This is a genomic window from Gemmobacter caeni, from assembly GCF_003054195.1.
GTDB lineage: Bacteria > Pseudomonadota > Alphaproteobacteria > Rhodobacterales > Rhodobacteraceae > Gemmobacter > Gemmobacter caeni.
Genome location: NZ_QBKP01000003.1, coordinates 134,862 through 159,307, shown reverse-complemented (window position 1 = coordinate 159,307; position 24,446 = coordinate 134,862). Strand labels below are relative to the sequence as shown.

Annotated in this window: 22 protein-coding genes; 10 read left to right on the top strand and 12 right to left on the bottom strand. The window is 65.4% G+C overall.

Annotated elements, in window-relative coordinates:
• Positions 1–133: 133 nt before the first annotated feature.
• Positions 134–727, top strand: a complete 594-nt coding sequence (locus C8N34_RS06050) for an OmpW/AlkL family protein (protein ID WP_108128203.1) — start codon at positions 134–136, stop codon at positions 725–727.
• Between the two features lie 83 nt (positions 728–810).
• Here the strand turns inward: C8N34_RS06050 and C8N34_RS06045 are convergent, their stop codons facing one another.
• On the bottom strand, positions 811–1,971 hold the full coding sequence (locus tag C8N34_RS06045) for an isovaleryl-CoA dehydrogenase (RefSeq protein ID WP_108128355.1): 1,161 nt from the start codon (positions 1,969–1,971) through the stop codon (positions 811–813).
• A gap of 142 nt (positions 1,972–2,113) precedes the next feature.
• Here C8N34_RS06045 and C8N34_RS06040 point away from each other — a divergent pair, with 142 nt between their 5' ends.
• Entirely contained in the window at positions 2,114–2,575 is a 462-nt protein-coding gene (locus C8N34_RS06040) for a CreA family protein (RefSeq protein WP_108128202.1), read from the top strand.
• A gap of 165 nt (positions 2,576–2,740) precedes the next feature.
• Here C8N34_RS06040 and C8N34_RS06035 read toward each other — a convergent pair whose 3' ends face one another.
• Together C8N34_RS06035 and C8N34_RS06030 are read right to left on the bottom strand one after the other, a co-directional pair.
• Complete coding sequence (locus tag C8N34_RS06035; protein ID WP_108128201.1) at positions 2,741–3,964, bottom strand: DegT/DnrJ/EryC1/StrS family aminotransferase; 1,224 nt, start codon at positions 3,962–3,964, stop codon at positions 2,741–2,743.
• Positions 3,965–4,383: 419 nt separating this feature from the next.
• On the bottom strand, positions 4,384–4,710 hold the full coding sequence (locus C8N34_RS06030) for a DUF3775 domain-containing protein (RefSeq protein ID WP_108128200.1): 327 nt from the start codon (positions 4,708–4,710) through the stop codon (positions 4,384–4,386).
• A 175-nt stretch (positions 4,711–4,885) separates the two neighbouring features.
• Here C8N34_RS06030 and C8N34_RS06025 point away from each other — a divergent pair, with 175 nt between their 5' ends.
• The 5 genes from C8N34_RS06025 to C8N34_RS06005 all read left to right on the top strand — a co-directional run bounded on the left by C8N34_RS06025 (position 4,886) and on the right by C8N34_RS06005 (position 9,286).
• Positions 4,886–5,554 carry an FkbM family methyltransferase gene (locus C8N34_RS06025; protein ID WP_108128199.1) on the top strand — a complete coding sequence of 223 codons (669 nt, stop codon included), beginning with the start codon at positions 4,886–4,888 and terminating at the stop codon, positions 5,552–5,554.
• A gap of 65 nt (positions 5,555–5,619) precedes the next feature.
• A complete protein-coding gene (locus C8N34_RS06020; RefSeq protein ID WP_108128198.1) occupies positions 5,620–7,380 on the top strand; it encodes a DNA polymerase III subunit gamma/tau in 1,761 nt (586 codons plus the stop codon).
• Positions 7,381–7,430: 50 nt separating this feature from the next.
• On the top strand, positions 7,431–7,775 hold the full coding sequence (locus tag C8N34_RS06015) for a YbaB/EbfC family nucleoid-associated protein (RefSeq protein ID WP_108128197.1): 345 nt from the start codon (positions 7,431–7,433) through the stop codon (positions 7,773–7,775).
• On the top strand, positions 7,772–8,371 hold the full coding sequence (gene recR / locus C8N34_RS06010; RefSeq protein ID WP_108128196.1) for a recombination mediator RecR: 600 nt from the start codon (positions 7,772–7,774) through the stop codon (positions 8,369–8,371). Before C8N34_RS06015 ends, recR begins: the two co-directional genes overlap by 4 nt.
• Before the next feature lie 9 nt (positions 8,372–8,380).
• The gene (locus tag C8N34_RS06005; protein WP_108128195.1) at positions 8,381–9,286 is read left to right on the top strand and encodes a peptidoglycan DD-metalloendopeptidase family protein; all 906 of its coding nucleotides are present in this window, start codon (positions 8,381–8,383) and stop codon (positions 9,284–9,286) included.
• Between the two features lie 131 nt (positions 9,287–9,417).
• Here the strand turns inward: C8N34_RS06005 and C8N34_RS06000 are convergent, their stop codons facing one another.
• From C8N34_RS06000 to C8N34_RS05990, 3 genes are all read right to left on the bottom strand, one after another.
• Entirely contained in the window at positions 9,418–10,812 is a 1,395-nt protein-coding gene (locus C8N34_RS06000; RefSeq protein WP_108128194.1) for a glutamine synthetase family protein, read from the bottom strand.
• 3 nt (positions 10,813–10,815) lie between these two features.
• Positions 10,816–12,183 (bottom strand): aspartate aminotransferase family protein, encoded by a 1,368-nt coding sequence (locus tag C8N34_RS05995; RefSeq protein WP_054302331.1) that lies wholly within the window; start codon positions 12,181–12,183, stop codon positions 10,816–10,818.
• A 129-nt stretch (positions 12,184–12,312) separates the two neighbouring features.
• Positions 12,313–13,896, bottom strand: coding sequence for a bifunctional metallophosphatase/5'-nucleotidase (locus C8N34_RS05990; RefSeq protein ID WP_108128193.1), 1,584 nt, complete (start codon positions 13,894–13,896; stop codon positions 12,313–12,315).
• Positions 13,897–14,067: 171 nt separating this feature from the next.
• Between C8N34_RS05990 and C8N34_RS05985 the strand changes: the two genes are divergently transcribed.
• Together C8N34_RS05985 and C8N34_RS05980 are read left to right on the top strand one after the other, a co-directional pair.
• On the top strand, positions 14,068–14,406 hold the full coding sequence (locus C8N34_RS05985; protein ID WP_054302333.1) for a DUF952 domain-containing protein: 339 nt from the start codon (positions 14,068–14,070) through the stop codon (positions 14,404–14,406).
• Entirely contained in the window at positions 14,403–15,464 is a 1,062-nt protein-coding gene (locus tag C8N34_RS05980) for a quinone-dependent dihydroorotate dehydrogenase (protein ID WP_054302334.1), read from the top strand. The genes C8N34_RS05985 and C8N34_RS05980 overlap by 4 nt, the downstream gene beginning before the upstream one ends.
• Before the next feature lie 41 nt (positions 15,465–15,505).
• On the opposite strand, the gene C8N34_RS05975 is transcribed toward C8N34_RS05980, so the two are convergent.
• Positions 15,506–16,060, bottom strand: coding sequence for a YqgE/AlgH family protein (locus C8N34_RS05975; protein WP_054302335.1), 555 nt, complete (start codon positions 16,058–16,060; stop codon positions 15,506–15,508).
• 131 nt (positions 16,061–16,191) lie between these two features.
• Between C8N34_RS05975 and C8N34_RS05970 the strand changes: the two genes are divergently transcribed.
• Positions 16,192–17,034, top strand: a complete 843-nt coding sequence (locus C8N34_RS05970) for a protein-disulfide reductase DsbD domain-containing protein (protein WP_242013761.1) — start codon at positions 16,192–16,194, stop codon at positions 17,032–17,034.
• Here C8N34_RS05970 and coaBC read toward each other — a convergent pair whose 3' ends face one another.
• From coaBC to C8N34_RS05945, 5 genes are all read right to left on the bottom strand, one after another.
• Positions 17,035–18,234, bottom strand: coding sequence for a bifunctional phosphopantothenoylcysteine decarboxylase/phosphopantothenate--cysteine ligase CoaBC (gene coaBC, locus C8N34_RS05965; protein ID WP_108128192.1), 1,200 nt, complete (start codon positions 18,232–18,234; stop codon positions 17,035–17,037).
• 227 nt (positions 18,235–18,461) lie between these two features.
• Entirely contained in the window at positions 18,462–19,541 is a 1,080-nt protein-coding gene (locus C8N34_RS05960; RefSeq protein ID WP_108128191.1) for a saccharopine dehydrogenase family protein, read from the bottom strand.
• A 156-nt stretch (positions 19,542–19,697) separates the two neighbouring features.
• A complete protein-coding gene (gene amaB / locus C8N34_RS05955) occupies positions 19,698–21,197 on the bottom strand; it encodes an L-piperidine-6-carboxylate dehydrogenase (protein ID WP_108128190.1) in 1,500 nt (499 codons plus the stop codon).
• Between the two features lies 1 nt (position 21,198).
• Positions 21,199–22,230 carry an ACP S-malonyltransferase gene (locus C8N34_RS05950; RefSeq protein ID WP_108128189.1) on the bottom strand — a complete coding sequence of 344 codons (1,032 nt, stop codon included), beginning with the start codon at positions 22,228–22,230 and terminating at the stop codon, positions 21,199–21,201.
• A complete protein-coding gene (locus tag C8N34_RS05945) occupies positions 22,227–24,410 on the bottom strand; it encodes a thiamine pyrophosphate-dependent enzyme (protein ID WP_108128188.1) in 2,184 nt (727 codons plus the stop codon). Before C8N34_RS05945 ends, C8N34_RS05950 begins: the two co-directional genes overlap by 4 nt.
• Between the last annotated feature and the right edge of the window lie 36 nt (positions 24,411–24,446).

Below are 24,446 nucleotides of genomic sequence, written 5' to 3'. Positions count from 1 at the left end.
TTGAACCCATATATTTCAGTGACTTGCATGAAAAAATGTCGCACCCTGAACCTTTGCGAAATTGATCCACGTCAAGGTTTCCGGCGCCCCCGAAGGTGCAGGTTCGCCCGGTAAACAACCTGTGAGACCTGCGATGAAAACGCTTGCCTATGCCCTTCTGGCCACCGCCGCGCTGACGGCCCCCGCCCTTGCCCAATCGGCGGGCGACATGACGCTCGGCCTCGGGATCGGCTATGTCGCGCCGAAAAGCAACAACGGCACGCTGGCCGGGGCCCCCGCCGATGTCGGGGACAACGCGCGCCCGACCATCACCTTCGAATATTTCGTCCGCGACAATATCGGCATCGAACTGCTGGGCGCCCTGCCCTTCAAGCACAAGGTGAACGTGGGTGGGGCCTATGCGGGCAATACCAAACACCTTCCGCCCACCATCACGGTGAACTGGCACATCCCGACCAGCGGCCCGATCACGCCCTTCGCGGGCCTTGGCCTGAACTACACGACCTTCTTCGAGGAAAGCTCGCCCCTCGGTGACCTGAAGATCGACGACAGCTTCGGCCTCGCCGCCCATGTCGGCATGGATTACGCGCTGAACGACAAGGCCGCGCTGCGGATGGACCTGCGCTATATCGACATTGATGCCGATGTGAAGCTGAACGGCACCAAGATCGGCAAGGTCAATATCGACCCGGTGGTGGCCGGTATTTCCTACATCATGAAGTTCTGATCCCTTTACGGGACGGAAAGGTGCGGAGGGGTGCGGGTTCTGCCCGCGCCCCTTTTCCATAGCACCAGTTTCCCCTGAACTGGTCATCCCTGCGCCATCAGCTCGCGGCCGATCAGCATGCGCCGGATTTCCGAGGTGCCCGCACCAATCTCCATCAGCTTGGCATCGCGGAACAACCGGCTGACCACACTGTCATTCAGAAAGCCAGCCCCGCCCAGCGCCTGCACCGCCTGATGCGCCTGCACCATGGCCTGTTCGCTGGCATAAAGCACGCAGCCCGCTGCATCGGCACGGGTGATCTCGCCCCGATCACAGGCGCGGCCCGCCTCGTAGACATAGGCGCGGGCCGAGTTCATCGCGACATACATATCGGCGATCTTGGCCTGCATGAGCTGGAAATTCCCGATGGGCTGGCCGAACTGATGGCGTTCCTTTGCATAGGGAAGCACCTCGTCCAGACAGGCCGCCATGATGCCAGTTCCGATGCCCGACAGCACCACGCGCTCGAAATCGAGGCCGGACATGAGGACGCGCACGCCCTTGCCCTCCTGCCCCAGAACATTCTCGAACGGCACCTCGCAATTGTCGAAGATCAGCTCGCCGGTGTTCGACCCGCGCATCCCCAGCTTGTCGAAATGAACAGAGGTCGAGAACCCCTTGAAACCGCGCTCGATGATGAAGGCGGTGATGCCCTTCGGCCCCGCCTCGGGATCGGTCTTGGCGTAAACGATCAGCGTATCGGCGTCGGGGCCATTGGTGATCCAGTATTTGCTGCCGTTCAGGACGTAATAGCCATTCCGCTTTTCCGCCCGCAGCTTCATCGACACCACATCCGACCCGGCACCTGGCTCGCTCATCGCCAGCGCGCCAACCTTTTCACCGGACACGAGGCCCGGCAGGTATTTCGCCTTCTGCTCGGGCGAGCCGTTCAGCTTCATCTGGTTGACGCACAGATTGGAATGCGCACCATAAGACAGGCTGACCGAGGCCGAAGCACGGGCAATTTCCTCGGTTGCGATCACATGTGCCAGATAACCCATGCCGGAACCGCCATATTCCTCGGACACGGTGATGCCCAGCAGACCCAGTTCCCCCATCTCGCGCCAAAGCTCGGCCGGGAACACATTGTCTCGGTCCACCTGCGCGGCGATCGGCTTCACCCGCTCCTGCGCCCAGCGATGCACCATGTCCCGCAGCGCGGCGATATCCTCGCCCAGATCAAAGCGCATCGGCGATGTGAACATGGTTCCCTCCCAAGAAATGAACACATGTTCAATTAAGGCCGGTTTCCGAGTCGCGTCAAGCATTTCCTTCGGAACGCCGCGTCACCCTTGCGGGTTATTCCACAGCCCCCCAAATTCTGACCGTCAGGAAAAGGAGCCCCCCATGCGCCTGCCCACCACCGTCACCGCCCTCCTGTCTCTCGCCACCCTGTCCCTCACCACCCTGCCCGCAACTGCCGATGTGGTCGGGAAGGTCGGAGTCGACTGGGTCGGCAATGACATCATCGTCGAGGCGATCCCCGATCCGAAAGTGCAGGGCGTCACCTGCCATCTGGCCTATTTCGACCGCTCGCTGATCGACCGGCTGAGCCAGGGCAACTGGTTCGAAGACCCCAGCTATTCGGCCGTCGACTGTACCCGGACCGGCCCGATCACCCTGGGCGACATCGACAAGGGCCGCGATGGCGAGGCGGTGTTCAGCGAAGGACGGTCGCTGATCTTCAAATCGCTGAAACTGACCCGGATCTACGACGCGAAGAACAATGCCCTGATCTACCTCGCCCATGCCAGCGAGGTGACGCAGGGGTCCGGCAAGATGTCCCTGTCGGTAGTCCCGCTGCCCTGAGGCAGGGGGCTGTCTGCCCCCTCTTGAGCCTGCGGCTCAATTCACCCCTGAGGATATTTCCCGACAGAAAATGCCTGGAACGCTCCGCCCCTATTTTCTGTCCGAAAATATCCTGCGGGGGAGGTTCCGAAGGAGCCGTGGGGGCGCAAAGCCCCCGGCGACCGATCAATCTGCGCGGGGTGTCAGGTCAGGGGCGCTGGTGTCGCCCTGGAACACCGCCGAAACTTCCGCCCGGATGATACGCGCGATCTGGGCGCAATCCTCAAGGCTGAAGGTCAGCGGCAGGCGCATGTCGATGATCCCGTGCAGGATGCGGTCGGTCGCGGGCATCGGGGCGCTGGGTGCGTAGGTCCAGCTGTCATAGCGGCTGGTGAACGCGACGGGTTCAGGGGCGCCAAACCACTTCAGTTCCACCCCCCGCGCGCCACAGCGGGCGATCACGGCGCGGATCGCCTCCGGCGTCCAGTCGAGTAGCAGGAACTGGAAGGAGGAGGCGACAAAACCCTCCGCCGCAGGGCGCTGAATCCGGGTCAGGCCGGGCGTTTCGGCCAACCCCGCCTCGACCGCCCGGTAGCGCTCGTTCCAGCGCGCGCACTGGCGCGGCAGATCGGCCAGTTGCGGCCGCAGGATCGCCGCGCGCAGATTGTCCATCCGGCCCGAGATGTTGGGCGTCGTCAGCCGCAGGTCGGCAAAGGCCTCGGCTGGTGGCGCGGCGCGGTGGCGATTGTAAAGCATGTAGCTGCCGGACAGCAGCACCGTCCGTGCCATCAGCGCCGGGTCGTCAGAGATGATCAGCCCGCCCTCGCCCGAATTCATGTGCTTGTAGGTCTGGGTCGAGAAGCAGCCCATCGCTCCCCAGCGCCCGGTCAGCCGCCCGTCCCACGTCGCGCCCATCGTATGTGCGCAATCCTCGATCACGGTGATGCCGCGCGCGTCGCACAGGCGCATCAGCGCCCCCATGTCGCAGATATGGCCACGCATATGGCTGAGCATCAGCACCCGGACACCCTCGGCCTTGGCCGCAAGATCGTCGAGGTCGATCACCAGCCCCTCCGTGACGCCCACGAAAACCGGCACCGCACCCACCGAGGCGATAGCCCCCGGCACCGGGGCGAGCGTGAAGGCATTGGTCAGCACTCTGTCACCGGGTTGCACCCCCATGGCCCGCAAAGCGGTTGCCAGCGCGTAGCCGCCCGAAGCGACGGCGAGGCAATAGCGCGCGCCGGTGGCGGCGGCGAATTCCTCCTCCAGCAGGGCGGCCTCGGCGATCTCGTCCGGGGCGGTGTTATAGCGGTGCAGGCGGCCCGACTGCATCACCCGCAGCGCAGCGGCGATGGCGGCGTCAGGGATCGGTTCCTGCTGGGTGAAGCTGCCGGTAAAGCGTTCCATCCCTGACCTCTGCACCCGCGCCACGCGACTGTCAACGGCAGCACTGGCCCCCGGCCTGACTGGTGCGGCATGGCATAGAGAAGTTCTTGTGATGAAGATGAATGAGGCGATTCTCTTCACACGCATACGCAAGCGGGTTGGGAACAGCGCCCGACCAAGCGCAGCCCCGGCTCCGTCGCGAGAGCTGGGGCTCAATCCAGCATCGACACGCCCAGACTTTTCGGCCTCGCCATCAGGTGTGGTTTCATTTGTATCGGTAGTTAAGTGAAATATGGCGTCAGAAGCCCCCGAAAACAAGGAAGCCTTAAACGGCGAACCTGGACCCTTTGTCGATCCGGGCGTCAGGCGGCAAAATATTGAATTTCAGGCATGCCAGTTCTGCTTGCGACACCTTTCAATGGCACATGACCCCTGCCCGGTCAGTGGTCGCGCAGGAAGGCTTCCTCTTCCGCGCTGACGTCGATGCCCATGGCCTCCAGCCCCGCCTCAAGGTTTTCCGCCAAATGCGGCATGCCCATCAGATACTTGTCCGTGGGCACCGCGCGTTCGCGGTAGGCTGTGGCCAGCGCCTCGGCGTAATCGCCAGCCTCGTAGACCCCACGCCCGACCCAGGCGATCGCCACAAGATGCGCCTGCTCATCCTCGTTCAGCGCGCGGATGAAGGCGTGCAACTCGCGGTCGCCCATATCGCCCTCACGGGACTGATAGATCACATGCACCACCTTGGCCGGGCTAATCTCGATCATGGGAACCTCCTGTTGCGTCATGCTGCGCCCGTGTCCGGGCGAATGCAAGTGGCAGCATGGCCACCCTGGCACCGGCCCGCGATGTGCTGCCGAATTTCCAAACTTTCACCCGAGAGGGGGCTGGAAATGGCCCGCACGAATAATCACCTTTGCAGCGTGCCACTGATGGACCCTCATGCAGCTTTTCCACACCCTTCATACCGAAGCCGATTACCTTCTGTCCCGCCTGACCGGACGCAAGGCCCGGGCCCGGCGCGCAGCCTTCGAGGCTTTCGAAACTGCCCTGTCCCGGCTTGGGCCCGGTACACTGGCGATTGATCTTGGCGCAAATGTCGGGGTCTACACGGAACGGCTGGCCGAAACCGGGGCGGATGTCATCGCCTTCGAACCTGATCCGCATGCCTTCTCACTGTTGCAGGCGCGGGTCGGAACCCGCCCGAATGTGCGGCTGATCCCTGCTGCGGCCGGTGTGGCGGATGGAAGGATCAACCTTTATCGCCGCACGGATTTCGACGCCGCGCCTGACCGGCGCACCAGTTCCTCCTCCATCTTTTCCGACAAGCACAAGATGGACCCCGGTCGCCCGCATGAGGTGGAGATGATCGGCTTTCCCGATTTCCTCGCCGGTCTGAACCGCGAGGTTGCGGTGCTGAAAATCGACATCGAGGGGGCGGAAGTGCCGCTGATCGAGGCGCTGCTGCAATGCCCGGATTTCGCGCGCGTGGATCAGGTCTTCATCGAATCGCATGAACGGGTGGTGCGCGCACTCGCGGCCCGCACCCGCGCCCTGAAGGCCCGGACCCGCAACCTGACGCGACCGAGGGTGAACTGGGACTGGCATTGACCGCGCAGGCCATGGACGGCGGCGGCCCGAGCCCTTAGGTTGGCCGGACAGACGAAGGGAATGCCATGTCCGAAACCGCAGCGCAGGGCTATCAGGTTCTGGCCCGCAAATACCGCCCCGCCACTTTCGCCGATCTGATCGGGCAAGAGGCGATGGTGCGCACGCTGAAGAACGCCTTCGCGGCGGATCGCATCGCCCATGCCTTCGTGATGACCGGGGTGCGCGGTGTCGGCAAGACCACGACTGCCCGCATCATCGCGAAGGGGCTGAACTGCATCGGCCCCGACGGTCAGGGTGGCCCGACGATCGAACCCTGCGGGATCTGCGACCAGTGCCGTGCCATTGCCGAAGGCCGCCACGTCGACGTGATGGAGATGGACGCCGCATCGCGCACCGGGGTGGGCGACATCCGCGAAATCATCGAAAGCGTCCACTACCGCGCCGCCTCGGCCCGCTATAAAATCTACATCATCGACGAAGTTCACATGCTGTCGAACAGCGCCTTCAACGCGCTGCTCAAGACGCTGGAAGAGCCGCCGCCGCATGTGAAATTCATCTTCGCCACCACCGAAATCCGCAAGGTGCCGGTGACCGTGCTCAGCCGCTGCCAGCGGTTCGATCTGAAGCGGATCGAACCCGAGGTGATGATGGCGCATCTGGCGAAGGTGGCGGAAAAGGAAGGTGCGAAGCTCGCCCCCGATGCGCTGGCGCTGATTACCCGCGCCGCCGAAGGGTCCGTCCGCGACGCGATGAGCCTGATGGATCAGGCCATTGCCCACGGCGCCGGGGAAACCACCGCCGATCAGGTGCGCGCCATGCTCGGGCTGGCCGACCGGGGCCGCACGCTCGATCTCTTCGACATGGTGATGCGGGGCGATGCCCCCGCCGCACTGGCCGAACTGTCGGCGCAATACTCCGATGGTGCCGATCCGATGGCGGTGCTGCGCGATCTGGCCGAGATCACGCACTGGATTTCAGTCATCAAGATCACGCCCGAGGCGGCGGATGATCCGACCGTTCCCCCTGACGAACGCGCCCGTGGCCTTGACATGAGCCAGCGCCTGCCGATGCGGGTGCTGTCGCGGATGTGGCAGATGCTGCTGAAAGCCATTGAAGAGGTGGGGTTGGCCCCCAATGCCATGATGGCGGCCGAAATGGCGGTGATCCGGCTGACCCATGTGGCCGATCTTCCCGACCCCGAGGCGCTGATCCGTCGCCTGCAATCCGGCCCGCCGCCCGCACCGGGGCCAGGCGGCGGCGCCCCGGCTGGCGGGGGTGGGGGTGGTGGCATGGTTCATGCCCCCGCCCGCATGATGGCGCCCGCCCGCGGCCCTGCCATGGGAGCGACCATGCAGGGCGGTGCCGCGCTGGCGGTGGCCGAGGACCGGCTGACCGTCTACGCCACTTTCGATCATGTACTGGACCTGATCCGCGACAAGCGCGACATGACGCTGCTTCTCGCGGTTGAACGCCATGTGCGGCTGGCGAAATACGCCCCTGGCCGGATCGAGTTCGAACCGACGGCTGACGCGCCTTCCGATCTTGCCGCCACGCTGTCGCAGCGGCTGCAAGGCTGGACCGGCGCGCGCTGGGGTGTCTCGGTCGTCTCCACCGGCGGGGCGGCAACCGTAGCGGAAACCCGCGACGCGGACCGCCGCGCGGCAGAAGCGGAAGCCCTGCAAAACCCGCTCGTGCAGGCGGTGCTGGCGAACTTCCCCGGCGCGAAGATCACGGAAATCCGCACGCCCGAAGCCATGGCGCAGGAAGCCGCCGTTCAGGCCCTGCCCGAGGTCGAGGATGAATGGGACCCCTTCGAAGAGGATTGAGCCCGCCCCGGCGGCGCCCTATCTTCCACAGGCAGAACAATGAGGATGCGATGCTGAAAGGTTTGGGCGGGCTTGGCGACATGGCCAAGATGATGAAAGCCGCGCAGGACATGCAGGCCAAAATGGCCGAGATGCAGGAAACGCTCGCCAACAGCGTGGTCATCGGCGAGGCCGGGGCCGGGCTGGTCAAGGCGCGCTGCACCGCCAGGGGCGACATCACCGGGCTGGACATCGACCCGGCCATCCTCGTGCCCTCCGAAAAGGAAGTGGTGGAGGATCTGATCGTCGCCGCGATCAAGGACGCGCAGGCCAGGGCGGCACAGCGCGGCCAGCAGGAAATGGCGAAGATGACCGAAGGGCTGGGCCTGCCGCCCGATTTCAAACTGCCGTTCTGATGACCGCCCCCTCGGACATCGAGGATCTGATCGGGCTGATGGCCCGGCTGCCGGGGCTTGGGCCCCGTTCGGCCCGGCGCGCGGTGCTGACGCTTCTGAAGAAGCGCGGACCGCTGATGGCGCCCCTGGCACAGGCCATGGCCCATGTCGCGCTGACCGCGCGCGACTGCGCCACCTGCGGCAATATCGGCACTTCCGACCTCTGCCCGATCTGCGCCGACCCGAAACGCCAGACCGGCGAGATCTGTGTGGTGGCCGATGTGGCCGACCTCTGGGCGATGGAACGCGCAGGGGTGTTTCGCGGCCGCTATCACGTTCTGGGTGGTACGCTGTCCGCGCTGGATGGCACGGGCCCCGACGAATTGCGCATCCCCGCACTGGTGGCCCGCGTGCGGGACGAGGCAACGGCCGAGGTAATCCTTGCGCTCAATGCCACCGTCGATGGCCAGACCACCGCGCATTACATTGCCGACGCGCTGGAGCCGACAGGCGTGCGCATTACCTCGCTGGCGCAGGGCGTGCCGGTGGGCGGCGAGCTTGACTATCTCGATGATGGTACGATCGGCGCGGCCCTGCGCGCCCGCAGACAGGTTTAGAGGCCCCGCATGGCAGACATCGACCGCATCGCCGCCAGCCTGACCGGGCAGGACGACCTTTACGCCGCCCTGCGCCGCGCCGGAACCGGCCTGCCCCCGGCTGAGGTCGAGGTGCTGCTGCCCGCGCTGCTGGCCGCCCTGGGCGACGCGCCCGAGGCGGCACGGCTGGCCTCCGTCGATCAGGGGCTTCTCCGTGCCGTGCTGCGCGCGGGCGCGGGCCTGCCCGCCACACGCAATGCCGCCGCCATACGCGACTGGCTGGCACAGGCCGAAGTGGCGCCCGTCTTCCAGCCGGAAATCGCCACCAGCCGACATATCGCCCTGCTGACCGGCGGCCAGATGCCCGACATGCCCGCCTATTCCGACACCGCCTTCGACCGCTGGTTCGAGGCAACAGGCGCCGATTATGGCCTCGGCCCTTATGGCGAGAAACGCAGCGTCTATACCGCCGCGCAATTCGCCGATGCCGCCAGCGCCGAACGGCGGATGATCCATATGGGGATCGACGTCTTTGCACCGGCCGGCACGCCGGTCCACGCGCCCCTGCCCGCCCGTGTTCTGTCAGTCACCTACAACGCCGACCCGCTGGACTACGGCCACACGCTGATTCTGGAACACGAGGCGGCTGAGACACGGTTCTTCACACTATACGGCCACCTCGGCGCCAGCCTGCCCGGCCTCTGCGAACCCGGCCAGACCGTCGCCGCCGGTCAGATCATCGCCCATCTGGGCGACTGGCCCGAAAACGGCGGCTGGGCGCCGCATCTGCATTTCCAGATCATGACCGACATGCTGGAACAGACCGATGGCAACTTCTTCGGCGTCGGACACGAAAGCCTGTGGGACGTCTGGCAGGACATCTGCCCCGACCCGAACCTGATCCTGCGGCTGCCGGAAGGCGCCTTTGCCCGCTGACCACGCGGGGCGCCCCGGCCGGGTAATTTGAGTATTTTGACAAGAAGCAAACGGCAAGGCGCACGCCCTGTCCCTTGCTTCTTGCCCAAATACTCAAAATCCGACAGCGCCACCCGGCGCGGCGACGGCGGTCAGACCGTATGCAGGTAAAGGTCGAAATCCACCTCTGACACCGTGCGCGCAACGCGGGCATATTCGGCTGCCTTGATCGCGGTGAAGGTGCGGTGCATGTCCTCGCCCAGTGCCTGTTTCAGGAAGGCCGAGCCCTTTGCCACCTCGATTGCAGAACGCCAGTCCACCGGGATCGGCGGCGCGTCCTGCCCGCCCTCATAGCCGTTGCCGGTGGTTTCCGCGCCGGGGTCGAGCTTTTCGGCCAGCCCCTTGCGGATGCCGGCCAGCACGGTGGCGGCGACCAGATAGGGGTTGGCGTCCACCCCGGCGGGGCGGTGTTCGATCCGGCGGGCGCGGATGTCACCAGCCGGGATGCGCAACGCGACGGAGCGATTGTTCACCCCCCATGTCGGGCTGACCGGCGCATAGCTTTGCGCGGCAAAACGGCGCCAGCTGTTTGCGTGCGGGGCAAAGACCAGCATGCTTTCGCCCATGGTCGCCCGCAGTCCTCCCAACGCGTGCAGGATAGTATCGGACCACTGGCCTTCGACCGCCTCGACAAAGACGTTGCGGCCTTCGCCATCCTGCATCGAGACATGGAAATGCATGCCGGAGCCTGCATAATCCTCGTTGGGCTTGGCCATGAAGCAGGCGGTCACGCCATGTGCCCGCGCCTGCGCCCGGACGATGCGTTTCAGGCGCATCAGATCATCCGCTGCCTGCATCACATCCTCGCGGTAATGCAGCGTCAGTTCATACTGGCCGGGGGCATATTCGGAAATCAGGGTTTCTGCCGTGATCCCCGCCTTCCCCGCCGCTGCGTAGATGTCGGAAAACAGCGGCAGCATCCCGTGCAGGTGATCGACCGAATAGACCTCGGTCCTGGAAGACGGACGGCCATCCAGCACGTCGCGCGCCGGGACCATCTTGCCATTGGCGTCGCGGTCATTGGCCAGCAGGAAGAACTCCAGCTCGAAAGCGCCCGCCGGGTGCAATCCTTCGGCTGCCAGCGCGTCGACCTGCCGTTGCAGGGCGTGGCGCGGGTCCGAGGTCATCTTGTTGCCGTCGAGATCATACATCGACATGAAGACCTCGCCACGCGGCGGCGTGGTGTTGTGCAGGGGCTTCAGCGTGCCGGGGATCGGCCAGGCCCGCAGGTCGCCATCGCCCTGATCCCAGATCAGCCCGGTTTCGTGCACATCCTCGCCACAGATGTCGAGGCCGAGGATCGAGATCGGCAGATGCCGCCCGCCCTTAAAGAAGGACAGCAATTCGTGGCGCCGGATGATCTTGCCGCGTCCGATGCCATTAGCGTCGTGCAGCACGATGTCGAAGGCTTCAATCTCGGGGTGGGCGGCAAGAAAGGCTTCGGCCTCGGCAAGCGTCGAGCCGGAGGGGCTGTGAGTATCGGTCATGTCTCAGAACAATTCGGTGAGGATTTCGTCGAAGGCGGCAATCAGGCGGTCGATCTGGCGTTTTCGGGTGACCGGGCTGACCAGCATCATGTTGTGGAAGGGGGCGATCAGGCTGCCGCGATTCAGCAGCGCGGTGTGGATGGCCGCTTCCAGTTCGGGCTGATGGGCAGTCGCGGCTTCGGCGCCGTTCGTCAGCGGACCGGGGGCGCAAATGAACTCCACTCGCGCACCAACGCGAACCACATGCCAGGGGGCTCTGTGCGCCTCGATCACGCGGCGCAGACCGGCCGAAAGGCGTTCGGCGCCCTTTTCCATATGAGCATAAGCCTCGGGCGTCATAACCTCGGCCAGATTGGCCTTGAGGCAGGCGAATTGCATCGGGTTGGCCGAAAGCGTGGTGCCCATACCGGAATGGCCGGAGGGGCGGTGCGCGTCATATTCTGCGAAGCGCGCGGCCACCTCGTCCGTCATCCCCCAGACGGCGGTGGGCATCCCGCCCGCCACGCATTTTCCGGCCACGAAGATGTCGGGCGACAGCGAATGCACCCGGCTGTAACCGCCAAGGCCCGAGGAAATCGTATGCGTCTCGTCAATGATCAACAGGGCGCCATAGCGGCGGCTGAGCGTGCGCAGCCCGTCATGGAACCCCGCCTGCGGCAGCACCATGCAGGAATTGGTCATTACCGGCTCGGTCAGGATGGCGGCGATATCGCCCTTGGCCAGCGCGGCCTCCACGGCGGAAAGATCATTGAACTCTACCGCTTCGGCGACCAGAGACAGATCCTCGACCTGCCCGACCAGCCCCTGCCGGGCGTGTGTATGACCGTCGCGCAGCTCGATCATCGTGTCGTCCACGGTGCCATGGTAGCAGCCGTTGAACACCAGCACCTTCGGCCGCCCCGTCACCGCCCGCGCCACGCGCAGGGCAAAGCGGTTGGCATCGGTGGCTGTGGTGGCGATCTGCCAGCGATAGGGGCCGAAGCGGCGGTTCAGCAGCGCGCCCGCCTCCAGCGCGGTTTCGGTCGGCAGCATATAGGTCAGCCCGCGCCGGGCCTGACGGCGGATGGCCCTTGCCACCGGCGCCGGGGAATGGCCGAACATCGAGCCGGTATCGCCCAGACAGAAATCGTCAATGCGGAAGCCGTCAACGTCGGTCAGCCGTGCGCCCTCGGCCCGTTTCACCAGCATCGGAAAGGGCATCGGCCAGTCCCGCATCCAGTGCATCGGCACATCGCCCAGATAGGCTCCCGCCCCGGCGTCCAGCGCCGCGCGGGTTTTCGGCCGGGCCGCAGCGTAGCGTTTCGCCTCGCGCGCGGCCATGGCCCGCAGCCGCGTCACCTCAACCCCAGCGATCCGCACGGAATCCGTCATGGTCCATCCTCCAGAATGACGGGGTTATGCGGCATGATTTGATCAAATTCAAGCGCCATTCGGCGCCCCTCAAAGGACACACGCGGCCCCGGGCAGAGGCCGCGTGATCAGGCAAAGATGAAAGCCGCCTTACTTGCGGGTGATGCGCCCATCGGTAAAGGGCGTGTAGGGTGCATTCTTCGCCAGATAATCTGCCGTCACATCCGCCAGATCCGGCCCGAAATCATAGGGGTTCTTGGCGTCAATGAACATCTTGTAGCCGTCACCACCGCCACGGACATAGTTGTTCGTCACTGCCAGATAGTCTTTGGCCGGGTCGATGAGTGCCCAGGCGTCGCCCTCCTTCACCAGCACGCCCGAGACGCGGCTGCCTGCGGGTTGCGCCGGATCAAAGGTGTATTTCAGCCCGGCCACCTGCGCGAAGCGGCCTGCGCCTTCCTCGATCTGGCTCACCCCGTTTTCCAGCGCGGCGACAATCGTCGCACCATCGACGGTGAAGGTAGACAGCGTGTTCTGGAACGGCAGCACCGTGAGAACCTCGCCCATGGTCACGGGGCCGGCGTCGATCCCTGCCCGCAGCCCCCCGCCATTGGCAATGGCGATCTGCGCGCCCTGATCCTTCACACGGTCCAGCATGGCCTCGGCCACCAGATTGCCCATCTGGCATTCAACCGCCCGGCAGGAATCGCGCGAGCCGTCGATGGCTTCGGCGGTTTCGGCCACTACCTTGCCCTTCAGCTCTTCGATTGGCCCGGCGAGTTCCTTCACCCTGGCCTCGACCGCCGCATCCGGCACGACCGAGGCATCGAGCAGCACAGGTTCGCCCTTTGCCTCTTTCAGCACACCGGCATCGTCGAAGGTCAGTTCCAGATGGCCGAGGTATTTCGAATAGGCATAGGCCGTGACCACCGGCACCGCGCCGACCATGGTCGGATAGGGCCCCGCCGCCTTTTCATCGGTGTTGGACAGGAGCGTATGGGAATGCCCGCCCACCACCGCGTCAAGACCGGGCACCCCGGCCGCGATTTCCTGATCGCGCTTGTAACCCACATGGGTCAGCGCGATGATCTTGGTGACGCCCTGCGCCTCCAGTTCGGCCACGTCGCCCTTCAGACTGTCGATGTCATCCCTGAAGATCACGGTCGGCCCCGGCGAGGCGGTTTCGGGCGTATCGGTCGCCAGCGCCGAAACGATACCGATCTTCTCGCCCCCAACTTCCAGAACCAGATGCTTCTGCACCCGGCCCGAAAGCAGATTGTTCTGGCTGAAATCCAGATTGCCGGAAATCACCGGCACGCCCGCCCGCTCCAGAAACGGCACGACGCCCTCGGGGCCGTTGTCGAATTCATGGTTGCCCAGCGCCATGGCGTCGAATCCGATCTCTTTCATGAAATCGGCCTCGGCATCGCCCTTGTAGGTGGTGAACATCAGGCTGCCCTGCGACTGGTCCCCCGCGTCCAGCACGATGACATTGCCTCCGGCGGCGCGAATCCCGTCGCGCAGTTCGTTCACCTTGGTCTTGATCCGCGCAACGCCACCGAAACAGGCATTTTCGGCGGCTTCCTCGGCACTACAGGTGCTGTCGTATTTGTTGACGGCCTCGATCCGGCTGTGGAAATCATTGATGTGCAGGATATGCAGCGTGTAATCGGCCTGCGCGGCGCCTGTACCCAGCGCAAGTGTCGCTGCGCCAAGATAAAATCGTGCGAACATCCAAAGCTCCCTCTCAGGTTGATCGGTCCAGACTGCGCGGTGGGCGGACGCGTGTCAAAGCCTTCTGCCCTGCCTTGCCGCAGGAAGATCACGACAGCGTGACCACCAGCAATTTTCCGCGCAAGCCCGGCAGGCATTGACCAAAAGCCTTGCACGGTGCAATCAGGCCACATGCTGATCTACAAGATCTTCCGCCGCCCCGAATGGGATGCCTTCCGCGCCGCGGGCCAGACTGCGGGCGCCCCCGTCGATCTGGCGGACGGGTTCATCCATTTCTCGACCGCCGGTCAGGTGGTCGAAACCGCCGCCAAATGGTTCGCGTCGGAAAGCGATCTCGTACTGGTCGCCGTCAAGGGCGACGGCCTCGGCCCCGACCTGAAATGGGAAGCCTCGCGCGGTGGCGCGCTGTTCCCGCATCTTTACCGACCTCTCCGCCTTGCCGATGTGGTGTGGGACAAATCCCTGCCGTTGGGCATTTCCGGCCATATCTTCCCCGAGGGCGTGATTTGAGCCTGATCGAAACCCTGGGCCTCGCCGCCCTGCATCGCTGTGACCCCGAGCGTGCCCATGGCCTGTCGCTGACCGCGCTGCGCAGCGGGCTTGTTCCATTGCCAGGCGTCGTAACCTCGCCGCGTCTGGCGACCGATCTGGCCGGGATGGCTCTGCCCAACCCGGTCGGGCTTGCCGCCGGGTTCGACAAGAATGCCGTCGCGCTGGACCCGCTGATGCGGTCCGGCTTCGGCTTTCTGGAAGTGGGCGCCGCCACACCGCGCCCGCAGCCCGGCAACCCGAAACCGCGCCTGTTCCGGCTGAGCGAGGACCGCGCCGCGATCAACCGCTTCGGGTTCAACAACGAAGGCGCCTGCGCCATCTCGGCGCGTTTGGCTCTTCGCCCGAAGGGACCGGTTCCGGTGGGGCTGAACCTTGGCGCCAACAAGGATTCGGCCGACCGCGCCGCCGATTTCGGCGTGGTTCTGGCCACCTGCGGCCCTCATATCGACTTTGCCACCGTCAACGTAAGCTCGCCCAACACCGAAAAGCTGCGGGACCTGCAGGGCCGCGCTGCGCTGGCCGCACTGCTGGCCGGGGTGATGGAGGTGCGCGCCGGTCTGGCCCGCCCGGTGCCGGTTTTCCTGAAGATCGCCCCCGATCTGTCAGAGGGCGAACTGGAAGACGTCGCCGGTGTCGCGCTGGAATCAGGGATCAGCGGCATCATCGCCACCAATACCACCCTGTCGCGCGACGGGCTGGCCTCGCCCCATCGCGATCAGGCGGGTGGCCTGTCCGGTGCCCCCCTGTTCGAGAAATCGACCCGCGTTCTTGCCCGCCTCTCGGCGCTGACCGAGGGCCGCCTGCCCCTGATCGGCGTGGGCGGTATCTCCAGCCCGGAACAGGCGTGGGAGAAAATCCGCGCCGGGGCCACGGCGGTGCAGGTCTATACCGCCATGGTGTACGAGGGCATCTCGCTTGCTGCCCGCATCGCGCGCGGAATGGATGCCATCGCGGCCAGAGAAGGCTTCACCACCCTTGCCGGCGCGGTCGGCACCGGGCGCGACCGCTGGCTCTGAGCCGCAAATTTCTTCAAGAAGAAATTTGCGTCGCCCGGCGATCAGGCGCGCCCGGCAGAGGGCGACAACACCAGCGGATCGATTCCCATCGCTTTCAGCGCCGCCGACCACTTGCCACCGTCATCGGCCGCGAAGATCAGGCCTGGCGGCGGTTCGGTGGTCAGCCAGTCATTGCGCGCGATTTCAGCCTCAAGCTGCCCGGGCCCCCAGCCCGCATAGCCCAGGGCCAGCAACGCATCGCGCGGCCCGCCGCCCTGCGCCAGTTCCTGAAGGATGTCCAGTGTCGCGGTCATCGCATAACCGCCCGCCACCTGCATCGTGCCGCCAACCGCCCGGTAATCCGCGGAATGCAGCACGAAGCCGCGTCCCATTTCCACCGGCCCGCCGAAATGCACACGAATATCACGCCCCTCTGGCGCTGCAGGGATTTCCAGATGCTCCAGAAGCCCTGCGAAATCGAGCTCTTGCGAGGGTTTGTTGACAATAAGGCCCATCGCGCCCTCGTCACTGTGGGCACAGATCAGGATGACGCTTTTCTCAAAGCGCGGATCGCCCATGGCGGGCATCGAGATGAGCAAGGCTCCGGCGAGGTCCATGACGATCTCCCTTCGCCCTATCATATGGCGCGAAGCCCGGCGGGCCTCAAGCCCCCGGTTCCCGACATCGGCGCCAGCCGGCACGCGCCCCTGCGGCATGCAGGACACGCACACGCCACTGTCGCCGGAATGTGATTTCGCATTCCGCCCCCGATGCCTATCTTGGCGCCATGATGATGCGCCCGTTCCTCGCCCCCCTGCTCGCCCTGACCGCCCTGCCAGCCCTGGCCGAGGTGCCGACCCAGGCCGACATCCTGCAAGCCGAGCTGCGCCCCGGCTGGCGCGAGGCGGACGGACGCCATTTCGCGGCCCTGCATCTGCGCCTTGCGCCGCACTGGAAGACCTATTGGCGCAGCCCCGGCGATGCCGGAGTGCCGCCGGTGTTTGACTGGGCGGGTTCCAGCAATCTGGGATCGGTCAAGGTGCATTGGCCGCGCCCCGAAGTGTTCGATTTTCTCGGGATGCAGACCATCGGCTACCGCGATGAAGTCGTGCTGCCGGTCGAGATCACCCCCGCCGACCCGAGCAGGCCAGTGTCCCTGCGCGCGGATATGGAGCTCGGGGTCTGCAATGACATCTGCATGCCCGCCACACTGGAACTCGGCGCCGACCTGACAGGTCCGGGGGCGCCCGATGGGTTGATCACCGCCGCGCTGGCCGCACAACCCCGCCCCGCCACCGAGGCCGGGCTGACGGCGCTGCATTGTGAATTTACCCCCACCGGGGACGGCCTTCGGGTGACCGCCCGGTTACACCTTCCTGCGGCCACATCTCCGGAAACCGTGGTGATGGAACCGGGCGGCAGCCTCTGGGTCTCGGATACCGAGGTGCGTCGGGAGGGCAACGAACTGGTCGCTGTTGCGGAAATGGAACCGCCGCGCGGCACACCACTGAGCTTCGACCCGGCAAAGCTGCGCCTTACCGTGCTGTCTGCCACCGAAGCGCTCGAAGTTACCGGCTGCCCGGTGGAGTGATCAGCCCAGCGCCGCCGCGATCCGCGCGGCAAGCCGGCGCGCCACGGCGTCCTTACCCATGCGTGGCCAGACCTCCGCACCCTTGCCGGTGATCAGGACCACTGCATTCTCCGCCCCGCCCATGATGCCGGTCGACGGGCTGACATCATTGGCCACGATCCAGTCGCAGCCCTTGCGCGCCCGCTTGGCCGTCGCATGCTCCACCACGGTTTCCGTCTCGGCCGCGAAGCCCACGACCAGCCTGGGCCGCCCCTCGGCAAGCCGGGACACCGTTGCCAGAATGTCGGGATTTTCCGCGAATTCCAGCGCAGGCGCCCGGCCTGAGCCATCCTTCTTCATCTTCTGCACCCCGGCATTGGCCACGCGCCAGTCCGCCACCGCCGCCGCAAAGATCGCGGCCTCAGCCGGCAGCGCCGCCTCCACCGCCGCCAGCATCTCGCGCGCGGTTTCCACCCGTACAACCCGCACCCCCGCAGGTGGCGGCACACTTGCCGGGCCGGTGACAAAGGTCACCTCCGCCCCCAGATCTCGCAACGCCACCGCCAAGGCCGTGCCCTGCGCCCCGGAGGAGCGGTTGGCGATATAGCGCACCGGATCAATCGGCTCATGCGTCGGCCCCGAAGTGACCAGCACATGCCGCCCCGCCAACGGCCCACCGCCCAGCGCGGTCTCGACTGCCGCAACAATCTCCAAGGGTTCGGCCATACGCCCCTCGCCCGCTTCGCCCGCCTCGGCCATCTCGCCCCGGTTCGGCCCGATGAACAAGACCCCGTCCCCGGCCAGAACCACCCGATTGCGCCGTGTCGCCGGATGCGCCCACATGCGCGGGTTCATCGCGGGCGCCAGCAGCACCGGCCTGTCCGTCGCCAGCAAGACGGCAGACGCCAGATCATTGGCATGACCGTTGGCAAGTTTCGCCATCAGATCGGCGGTCGCGGGCGCCACCACCACCAGATCGGCCTCACGCGCCAGCCGGATATGCCCTACATCCTGTTCGTCCTGCCGGTCAAACAGATCGGTGAATACATGATCCGCTGTCAGCGCCCCCACGGACAAGGGCGTCACGAATTCCTGCGCCGCCGCCGTCATCACTGCCCGCACGCTGGCACCCCGCTCGCGCAGCCGCCGGATCAGATCCAGCGCCTTGTAAGCCGCGATTCCGCCGCCGACGATCAGAAGAATACGTTTTCCTGCCAGCATCGCGCCTCTCCAACCCGTTACCGAAGGTGTAGGGGGCAAAACCCAGAAACTCAACCGGGCGCCTCTGCCCGGCCGAAATCAGAACGGCAATGTCGCATGAGTATTTGGACAAGAAGCAAGGCCCTTTGCTTCTTGCAAAAATACTCCCGCCGGAGGCACCCCGGCGCAGCCGGAAGATGAAAAGGTTTGCGCGGCCCCGCAGGGCCGCGCTCCGCCTGACCGGCGTTTCAGGCGTGACGGGCGCGGTGGCCGATCTGGTAGTAATGGCCGGTCCGGGTGTCCAGATAGGGCTTCAGCGGGATGTCCTCCTGCTTCAGGAAGCCTTGTTGCGGCAGGGCGCCGCCGCGCACCATCTCGATCACCGCCACCACCGAGGCCGAGGTGGTCCAGGCGATCGCGGTGCGGGACTTGCCGCCGATCTCGACCGGGTAGTAGCTGCGCACGAATTCCTTGCGCCGCATCTGGCCATCCACCCGACCCTCGGCCGCGACGTGAACATAGACCACATCCTCGTCCACCGGCGGTTTCGCATTGGTCAGGATGCGGCCCGCCTCGGCCCGGTTCTCGCGCATCAGCAGTTCATGGAAGAAAAAGTTCATCAACTGCACATGGCCGGGATAGCGCATGGTTTTGTAATCAAGGTTCTCGATCTTGCCGAGATAGGTCTCGCACATGGTGCCAAGGCCGCCCGAGGTGGTGAAGGCTTCAAGCTGCATCCCGTCGATATAGATGGCTTCCGTCCATTCCATCGCCGAGACGGTTTTCAGCACGCCTTCCTCGATCACCTCGCAGTCATTGAGGTATTCATTTACCACGCCTTCGGGCGACCAGTTGAAGGCATAGCCCAGCAGGCCCGTCGGGTTCTGCGGCAGCGCGCCGACGCGCAGCTTGATGGAGCGCACGCTGTCGAACTGGTTCGCCAGATCGGCGGCCACGATCCCGACGAAGCCCGGCGCAAGGCCACATTGCGGCGCCATCAGACCCTTCGAGGTCTTGGCGAGTTCGCGGATGTGTTTCGTCGTCGGCACGTCTTCGGTCAGGTCGAAGTAATGCAGGCCCAGGCCGTGTGCGACGGTCGAGACGCCAATGTTCAGGTGGTAAGGCAGGCAGGACAGCACCGCCTCCTGCCCTTCCAGTGCGGCTTTCAGCGCAGCGGTATCCGACAGGTCGACGGTTTTCGTCGCAAAGCCCGCCTTCGTGTCGCGGGCGTCGATGCCGGTGACGGTGAAGCCGCTTTCCACCAGCAGCTCGGCCGCCAGATGGCCGACCTTGCCAAGCCCCAGTACCGCGATCTTGTTGAAAGACATTGTATTTCCCTCATTCCTGCTCCGCCTTTGCGGAGGCGCATATCTGGCAGAATGACCGAGGGGAGTGCCGAATGCGCCCGGCATAGCGCCCGAAGTGAAGCGTTTCTTCGGCAGAATGCCGGGCGGACCGTCGAAATGACAGCCCGCCCGATGTGATCAGAAGTCGAACTTCACGCCCTGCGCCAGCGGCAGGGTGGCACCGTAGTTGATGGTATTGGTCTGGCGCCGCATATAGCCCTTCCAGGCGTCCGAGCCACTTTCGCGCCCGCCGCCGGTTTCCTTCTCGCCGCCAAAGGCACCGCCGATTTCGGCGCCCGAAGGGCCGATATTGACATTGGCGATGCCGCAATCCGACCCGGCGGCCGACAGGAAGGTTTCCGCCTCGCGCATGTTCAGCGTGAAGATGCAGGACGACAGGCCCTGCGGCACGTCGTTCTGGATCGCCAGCGCCTCGTCCAGCGTGTCATAGCCCATGACATAGAGGATCGGGGCGAAGGTTTCCTCGCGCACCGTGTCGGTCTGCTGCGGCATCTCGATCAAGGCGGGGGTGACGTAGGCGCCGCCCTGCGGCACGTCCTCGGTCACGGTCTGGCCGCCATGGACGGTGCCACCCTCGGCGCGGGCCTTCTCGATCTGCGCCAGCATCCGGTCGCGGCTGGCATGATCGACCAGCGGGCCGATCAGCGTGGTCGCGCGGCGCGGGTCGCCGATGGGCAGGCTGGCATAGGCCTTGGTCAGACGCTCAACCAGTTCGGCACGGACCGAGTTATGTGCGATCAGGCGGCGCAGCGTGGTGCAGCGCTGACCGGCCGTGCCAACCGCCGAAAAGGCGATGGCGCGCACCGCCATATCCAGATCCGCTGAAGGCGCGACGATCATCGCATTGTTGCCGCCAAGCTCCAGAATCGGGCGGCCCCAGCGCGCGGCGACCTTCGGGCCAACGATGCCGCCCATCCGGGTCGAGCCGGTGGCTGACAGGATCGGCACGTCTTTCGACGCGACCAGCGCCTCGCCGATGGCCGGACCGCCGATCACCAGTTGCACCAGCCCCTCGGGTGCATCGCCAAAGCGGGCCAGCGCGCGTTCCATGATCTTCATGCTGGCCATGGCGGTCAGCGGGGTTTTCTCGGACGGTTTCCAGATCACCGGGTCGCCGCAGACCAGCGCCAGCGCCGCGTTCCAGGACCACACGGCCACGGGGAAGTTGAAGGCCGAGATGATGCCGCACGGCCCCATCGGGTGCCAGGTTTCCATCATCCGGTGCGAGGGACGTTCCGACGCGATGGTCAGACCGTAGATCTGCCGCGACAGGCCGACGGCGAAATCGCAGATGTCGATCATCTCCTGCACTTCGCCCAGACCCTCGGAGGTGATCTTGCCCGCCTCCAGCGTCACCAGCGCGCCCAGCGCCTCTTTGCTGGCGCGCAGTTCTTCGCCCAGCAGGCGGACGAGTTCGCCGCGGCGCGGGGCCGGAACGGTGCGCCAGGCACGGAAGGCTTCCTGCGATTTGGCAATGATCGCGGGCATGTCACCCGCGTCGGTCTCGTGGACATGAGCCACCACCTCGCCGTCGATGGGCGAACGCACGGCCAGCGTGCCGCCGGTCAGTTCGGCTTGGCTCAGGCCATTGGCCTTCAGGATTTCGGCATGGGTCATATCAGTCTCCCTTGGTGACCTGACGGCGTTGATCCTCCATCCCCATCGAAACCAGAAGGGGATCGGCGGATTGCCGCGATTGGAAATCGGATTTGCTGCGCATCCCGCGCCAGTCCGCGAGGATGAGCGATTGCGCCACCGCCCCGCCCAATGTGGTGCCGGGGCCGGTGACGATGAAGAGGTCGGGCGCGAATTCGCGCGCCGCGTGGGCGATGGCGCGGGTGAAGTCGTAAGGCTCCACCACCTGATGCCCCAGCGTATAATCCCAAAGCGCATGCAGATCGCAGGCGCCGGGCCACCAGATATGACCGCGCCCGTCGATCATCGGGATCTTCGGTTGTGCGAACAGGCCCGGCGCCAGACGGGCGCGCCCCGCCTCGGCCACCGGGACCTGCATGGCGGTGTGGAAGCCCGCGTGATTGGCGAGCCGCATCGGAAAGCGGCCCTGTACCGGCGGTACGGCAGCTTCGAACGCCTTCAGCCCCGCCTCGTTGCCAGCCAGAACCAACATGCCGCCAAGATCGATCGACAGGCCCAGCACATGATCGGGCCGGGCGCCGATATCTGCGACGACGGCCATGATCTCGGCCTTGCGGGTCGGGTCGGGCAGCCAGTCCTCGCCCATGAAGGGATAGATGATCTGGCCGCCGATCAGCCGTTCCTGCATCAGCGTGCCCATGGTGTTGACCACCTCGAACCCGCCTTCCGGCGTCAGCGCGCCGCCGCAGGCCAGCGCCGAATACCAGCCCATCGAATTGCCGGTGACGGCGACCACCTCCACGCCTTCAATCGCGCGAAAATCGGCCAGCGTCGCGGCATAGATCAGCGCAGAGCCATTGTCGCCCCGCGTGTGTTTCGCCACCGAATAGCTGGCCGCGCCATCCAGCGCCGACAGGGTTTCCTGTCCCAGCGCGGCGCGGCGGGCGTCGAAATTCGCCAGCAGCGCCTTGTCGTGGAAATGCCGGCCCAGCACGCCCAGTTCAGTCTTGGTATAGGTGCCCCGTCCGGGGCAGATCACGACCGCGGTTTTCATTTCATCATCTCCTGCGCGGCCGCGACGATCTGCGCGGTGGAGGGCATGGTGGCCGCATAGGCCGGGCCGGTGGCGATGAAACTGTCCTCGGCGGTCAGACGCGACAGCGGCGTGCCGGGGCAAGCCTCGTGGAAATGCGCCATCAGGGCTTCGGCAAAGCCGCCGGTATGGCGGGTTTCATCGACGATCAGGATGCGTTTCGCGCCCTTCACGGCCTCCGTCAGCGCCTCTTTCGGCAGCGGTGACAGCCAGCGCGTATCCACGATCCGGGTTTTGATACCCGCCGCCGCCAGCACGGGTTCGGCCTGACGGGAAAGGTAAACCCCGTTCCCGAAGGTGACGATGGCCAGATCCTCGCCCGCGCCATGTGTGCCCACCTGCCCGAAGGGGATGATCTCGGACGGGTCGGGATAGTGGCACATCCAGCCGCCATCCTTGTCGCCATGCAGGTCGCGCATCGGGTAAAGCGCGATGGGCTCCAGAAACACCACCAGCCGCTGCTCCTCGCGCGCCAGCCGCACGCATTCGCGCAGCATCCGCGCAGCATCGGCCCCGTTCGACGGACAGGCAAGGATCAGCCCCGGAATGTCGCGCAGCACGGCAAAGGAGTTGTCGTTGTGGAAATGCCCGCCGAAGCCCTTCTGGTAGCCCAGCCCCGCGATGCGCAGCACCATCGGATTGGTATATTGCCCGTTGGAGAAGAAGGGCAGCGTCGCCGCCTCGCCGCGCAACTGATCCTCGGCATTATGCAGATAGGCGAGGAACTGGATTTCCGGCATCGGGATGAAGCCGTTCTGTGCCATGCCGATGGCAAGGCCCAGAATGCTTTGTTCATCCAGCAGCGTGTCGATCATGCGGTCCGGCCCGAAGCGGGCCTGCAACTTCTGCGTCACGCCATAGACGCCACCCTTGCGACCGACATCCTCGCCCATCATCACGATTTCGCGGTGGGCCAGCATCAGGTCGGTCAGCGCCCAGTTGATGAGGCGCGACATGATCTGCGGCTCGGCCATCTGCTTCATGTCGCTGCCGAAAGCCGCCGCACGCGCCTCGGACGAGGGCCCGTTGGTCGGCGCGCAATTGCGCTTCGGCGGGATCAGCGAAGCCATGACACCCGCCGCATCATGCAGACGCGGGCGCGTCACGGCCTCGGCGGCGATGCGGGCCACACGGGCATTGGTGTCGGTATAGACCTGCAAGGCAGCCTCGGCCGTCATCGCGCCCATCTGGTCCAGCCCGCGTACCATATGCAGCAGCGGGTCCTGCGCCTCTTCGGCCTCCACCTCCTCGCGCGGCATGTAGGTCGTGGGCATGTCGGCACCGGCGTGGCCGTAAAGCCGGATGGTGCGGATATGCAGGAAGGCGGGCTTGCGCCGGGTCCGCACATAATGCGCCGCCTCCTGCGCGGTGGCGAAAGTGTCAAAGATGTCCAGCCCGTCACAGGCGAAATACTTCAGCCCCGGACGGTTCTGGAAGCTCGCCCCGATCCAGCCTTTCGGCGTCTTGGTGGAAATACCGATGCCATTGTCCTCGCAGCAGAACAGCAGCGGCAGCGGGATCGACTGATACGAGGTCCATTGCGCGGTGTTGAAGGCACCCTGCGCGGTGGAATGGTTGGCCGAGGCATCACCAAAGCTGCAATAGACGATGGCATCGTCGGGCAGTTCGGCATGTTCGGGCCGGTGGCGCCGCGCGGCGCCGACCGCATAAGCCGCGCCCACGGCCTTCGGCAGATGCGAGGCGATGGTGGAGGTCTGCGGCGGAATGCTCAGCGCCTTCGACCCCAGCACCTTGTGCCGCCCGCCGGAAATCGGGTCTTCCGACGAGGCCGCGAAGGACAGCAGCATGTCCCAGGCAATGCTTTGCCCCGGCACCTGCGCGCTTCGGCCGATCTGGAAGGCCGCGTCGCGGTAATGCAGGAAGGCCATGTCGGTCGGGCGCAGCGCGGCAGCCACCGCCGCCAGCCCCTCATGCCCGGACGAGCCGATGGTATAGAACCCCTGCCCGGCCCGCTGCATCACCCGGCTTTGTCGGTCCAGCGCACGGCTGAGACAGGCGGCGCGGTAAATCTCCACCGCCTGAAACGCCGAAAGCGCCCCCGAAGGAGCGCGGCCATGCGGAAAGTCCCGCGACGCGATGCGGCGCAGGAAATTGTCGTGAACGATATCGGCGCGATCCATGCCGGCCCCTGTTGTTGATAATTGGCCGGGGCGCGC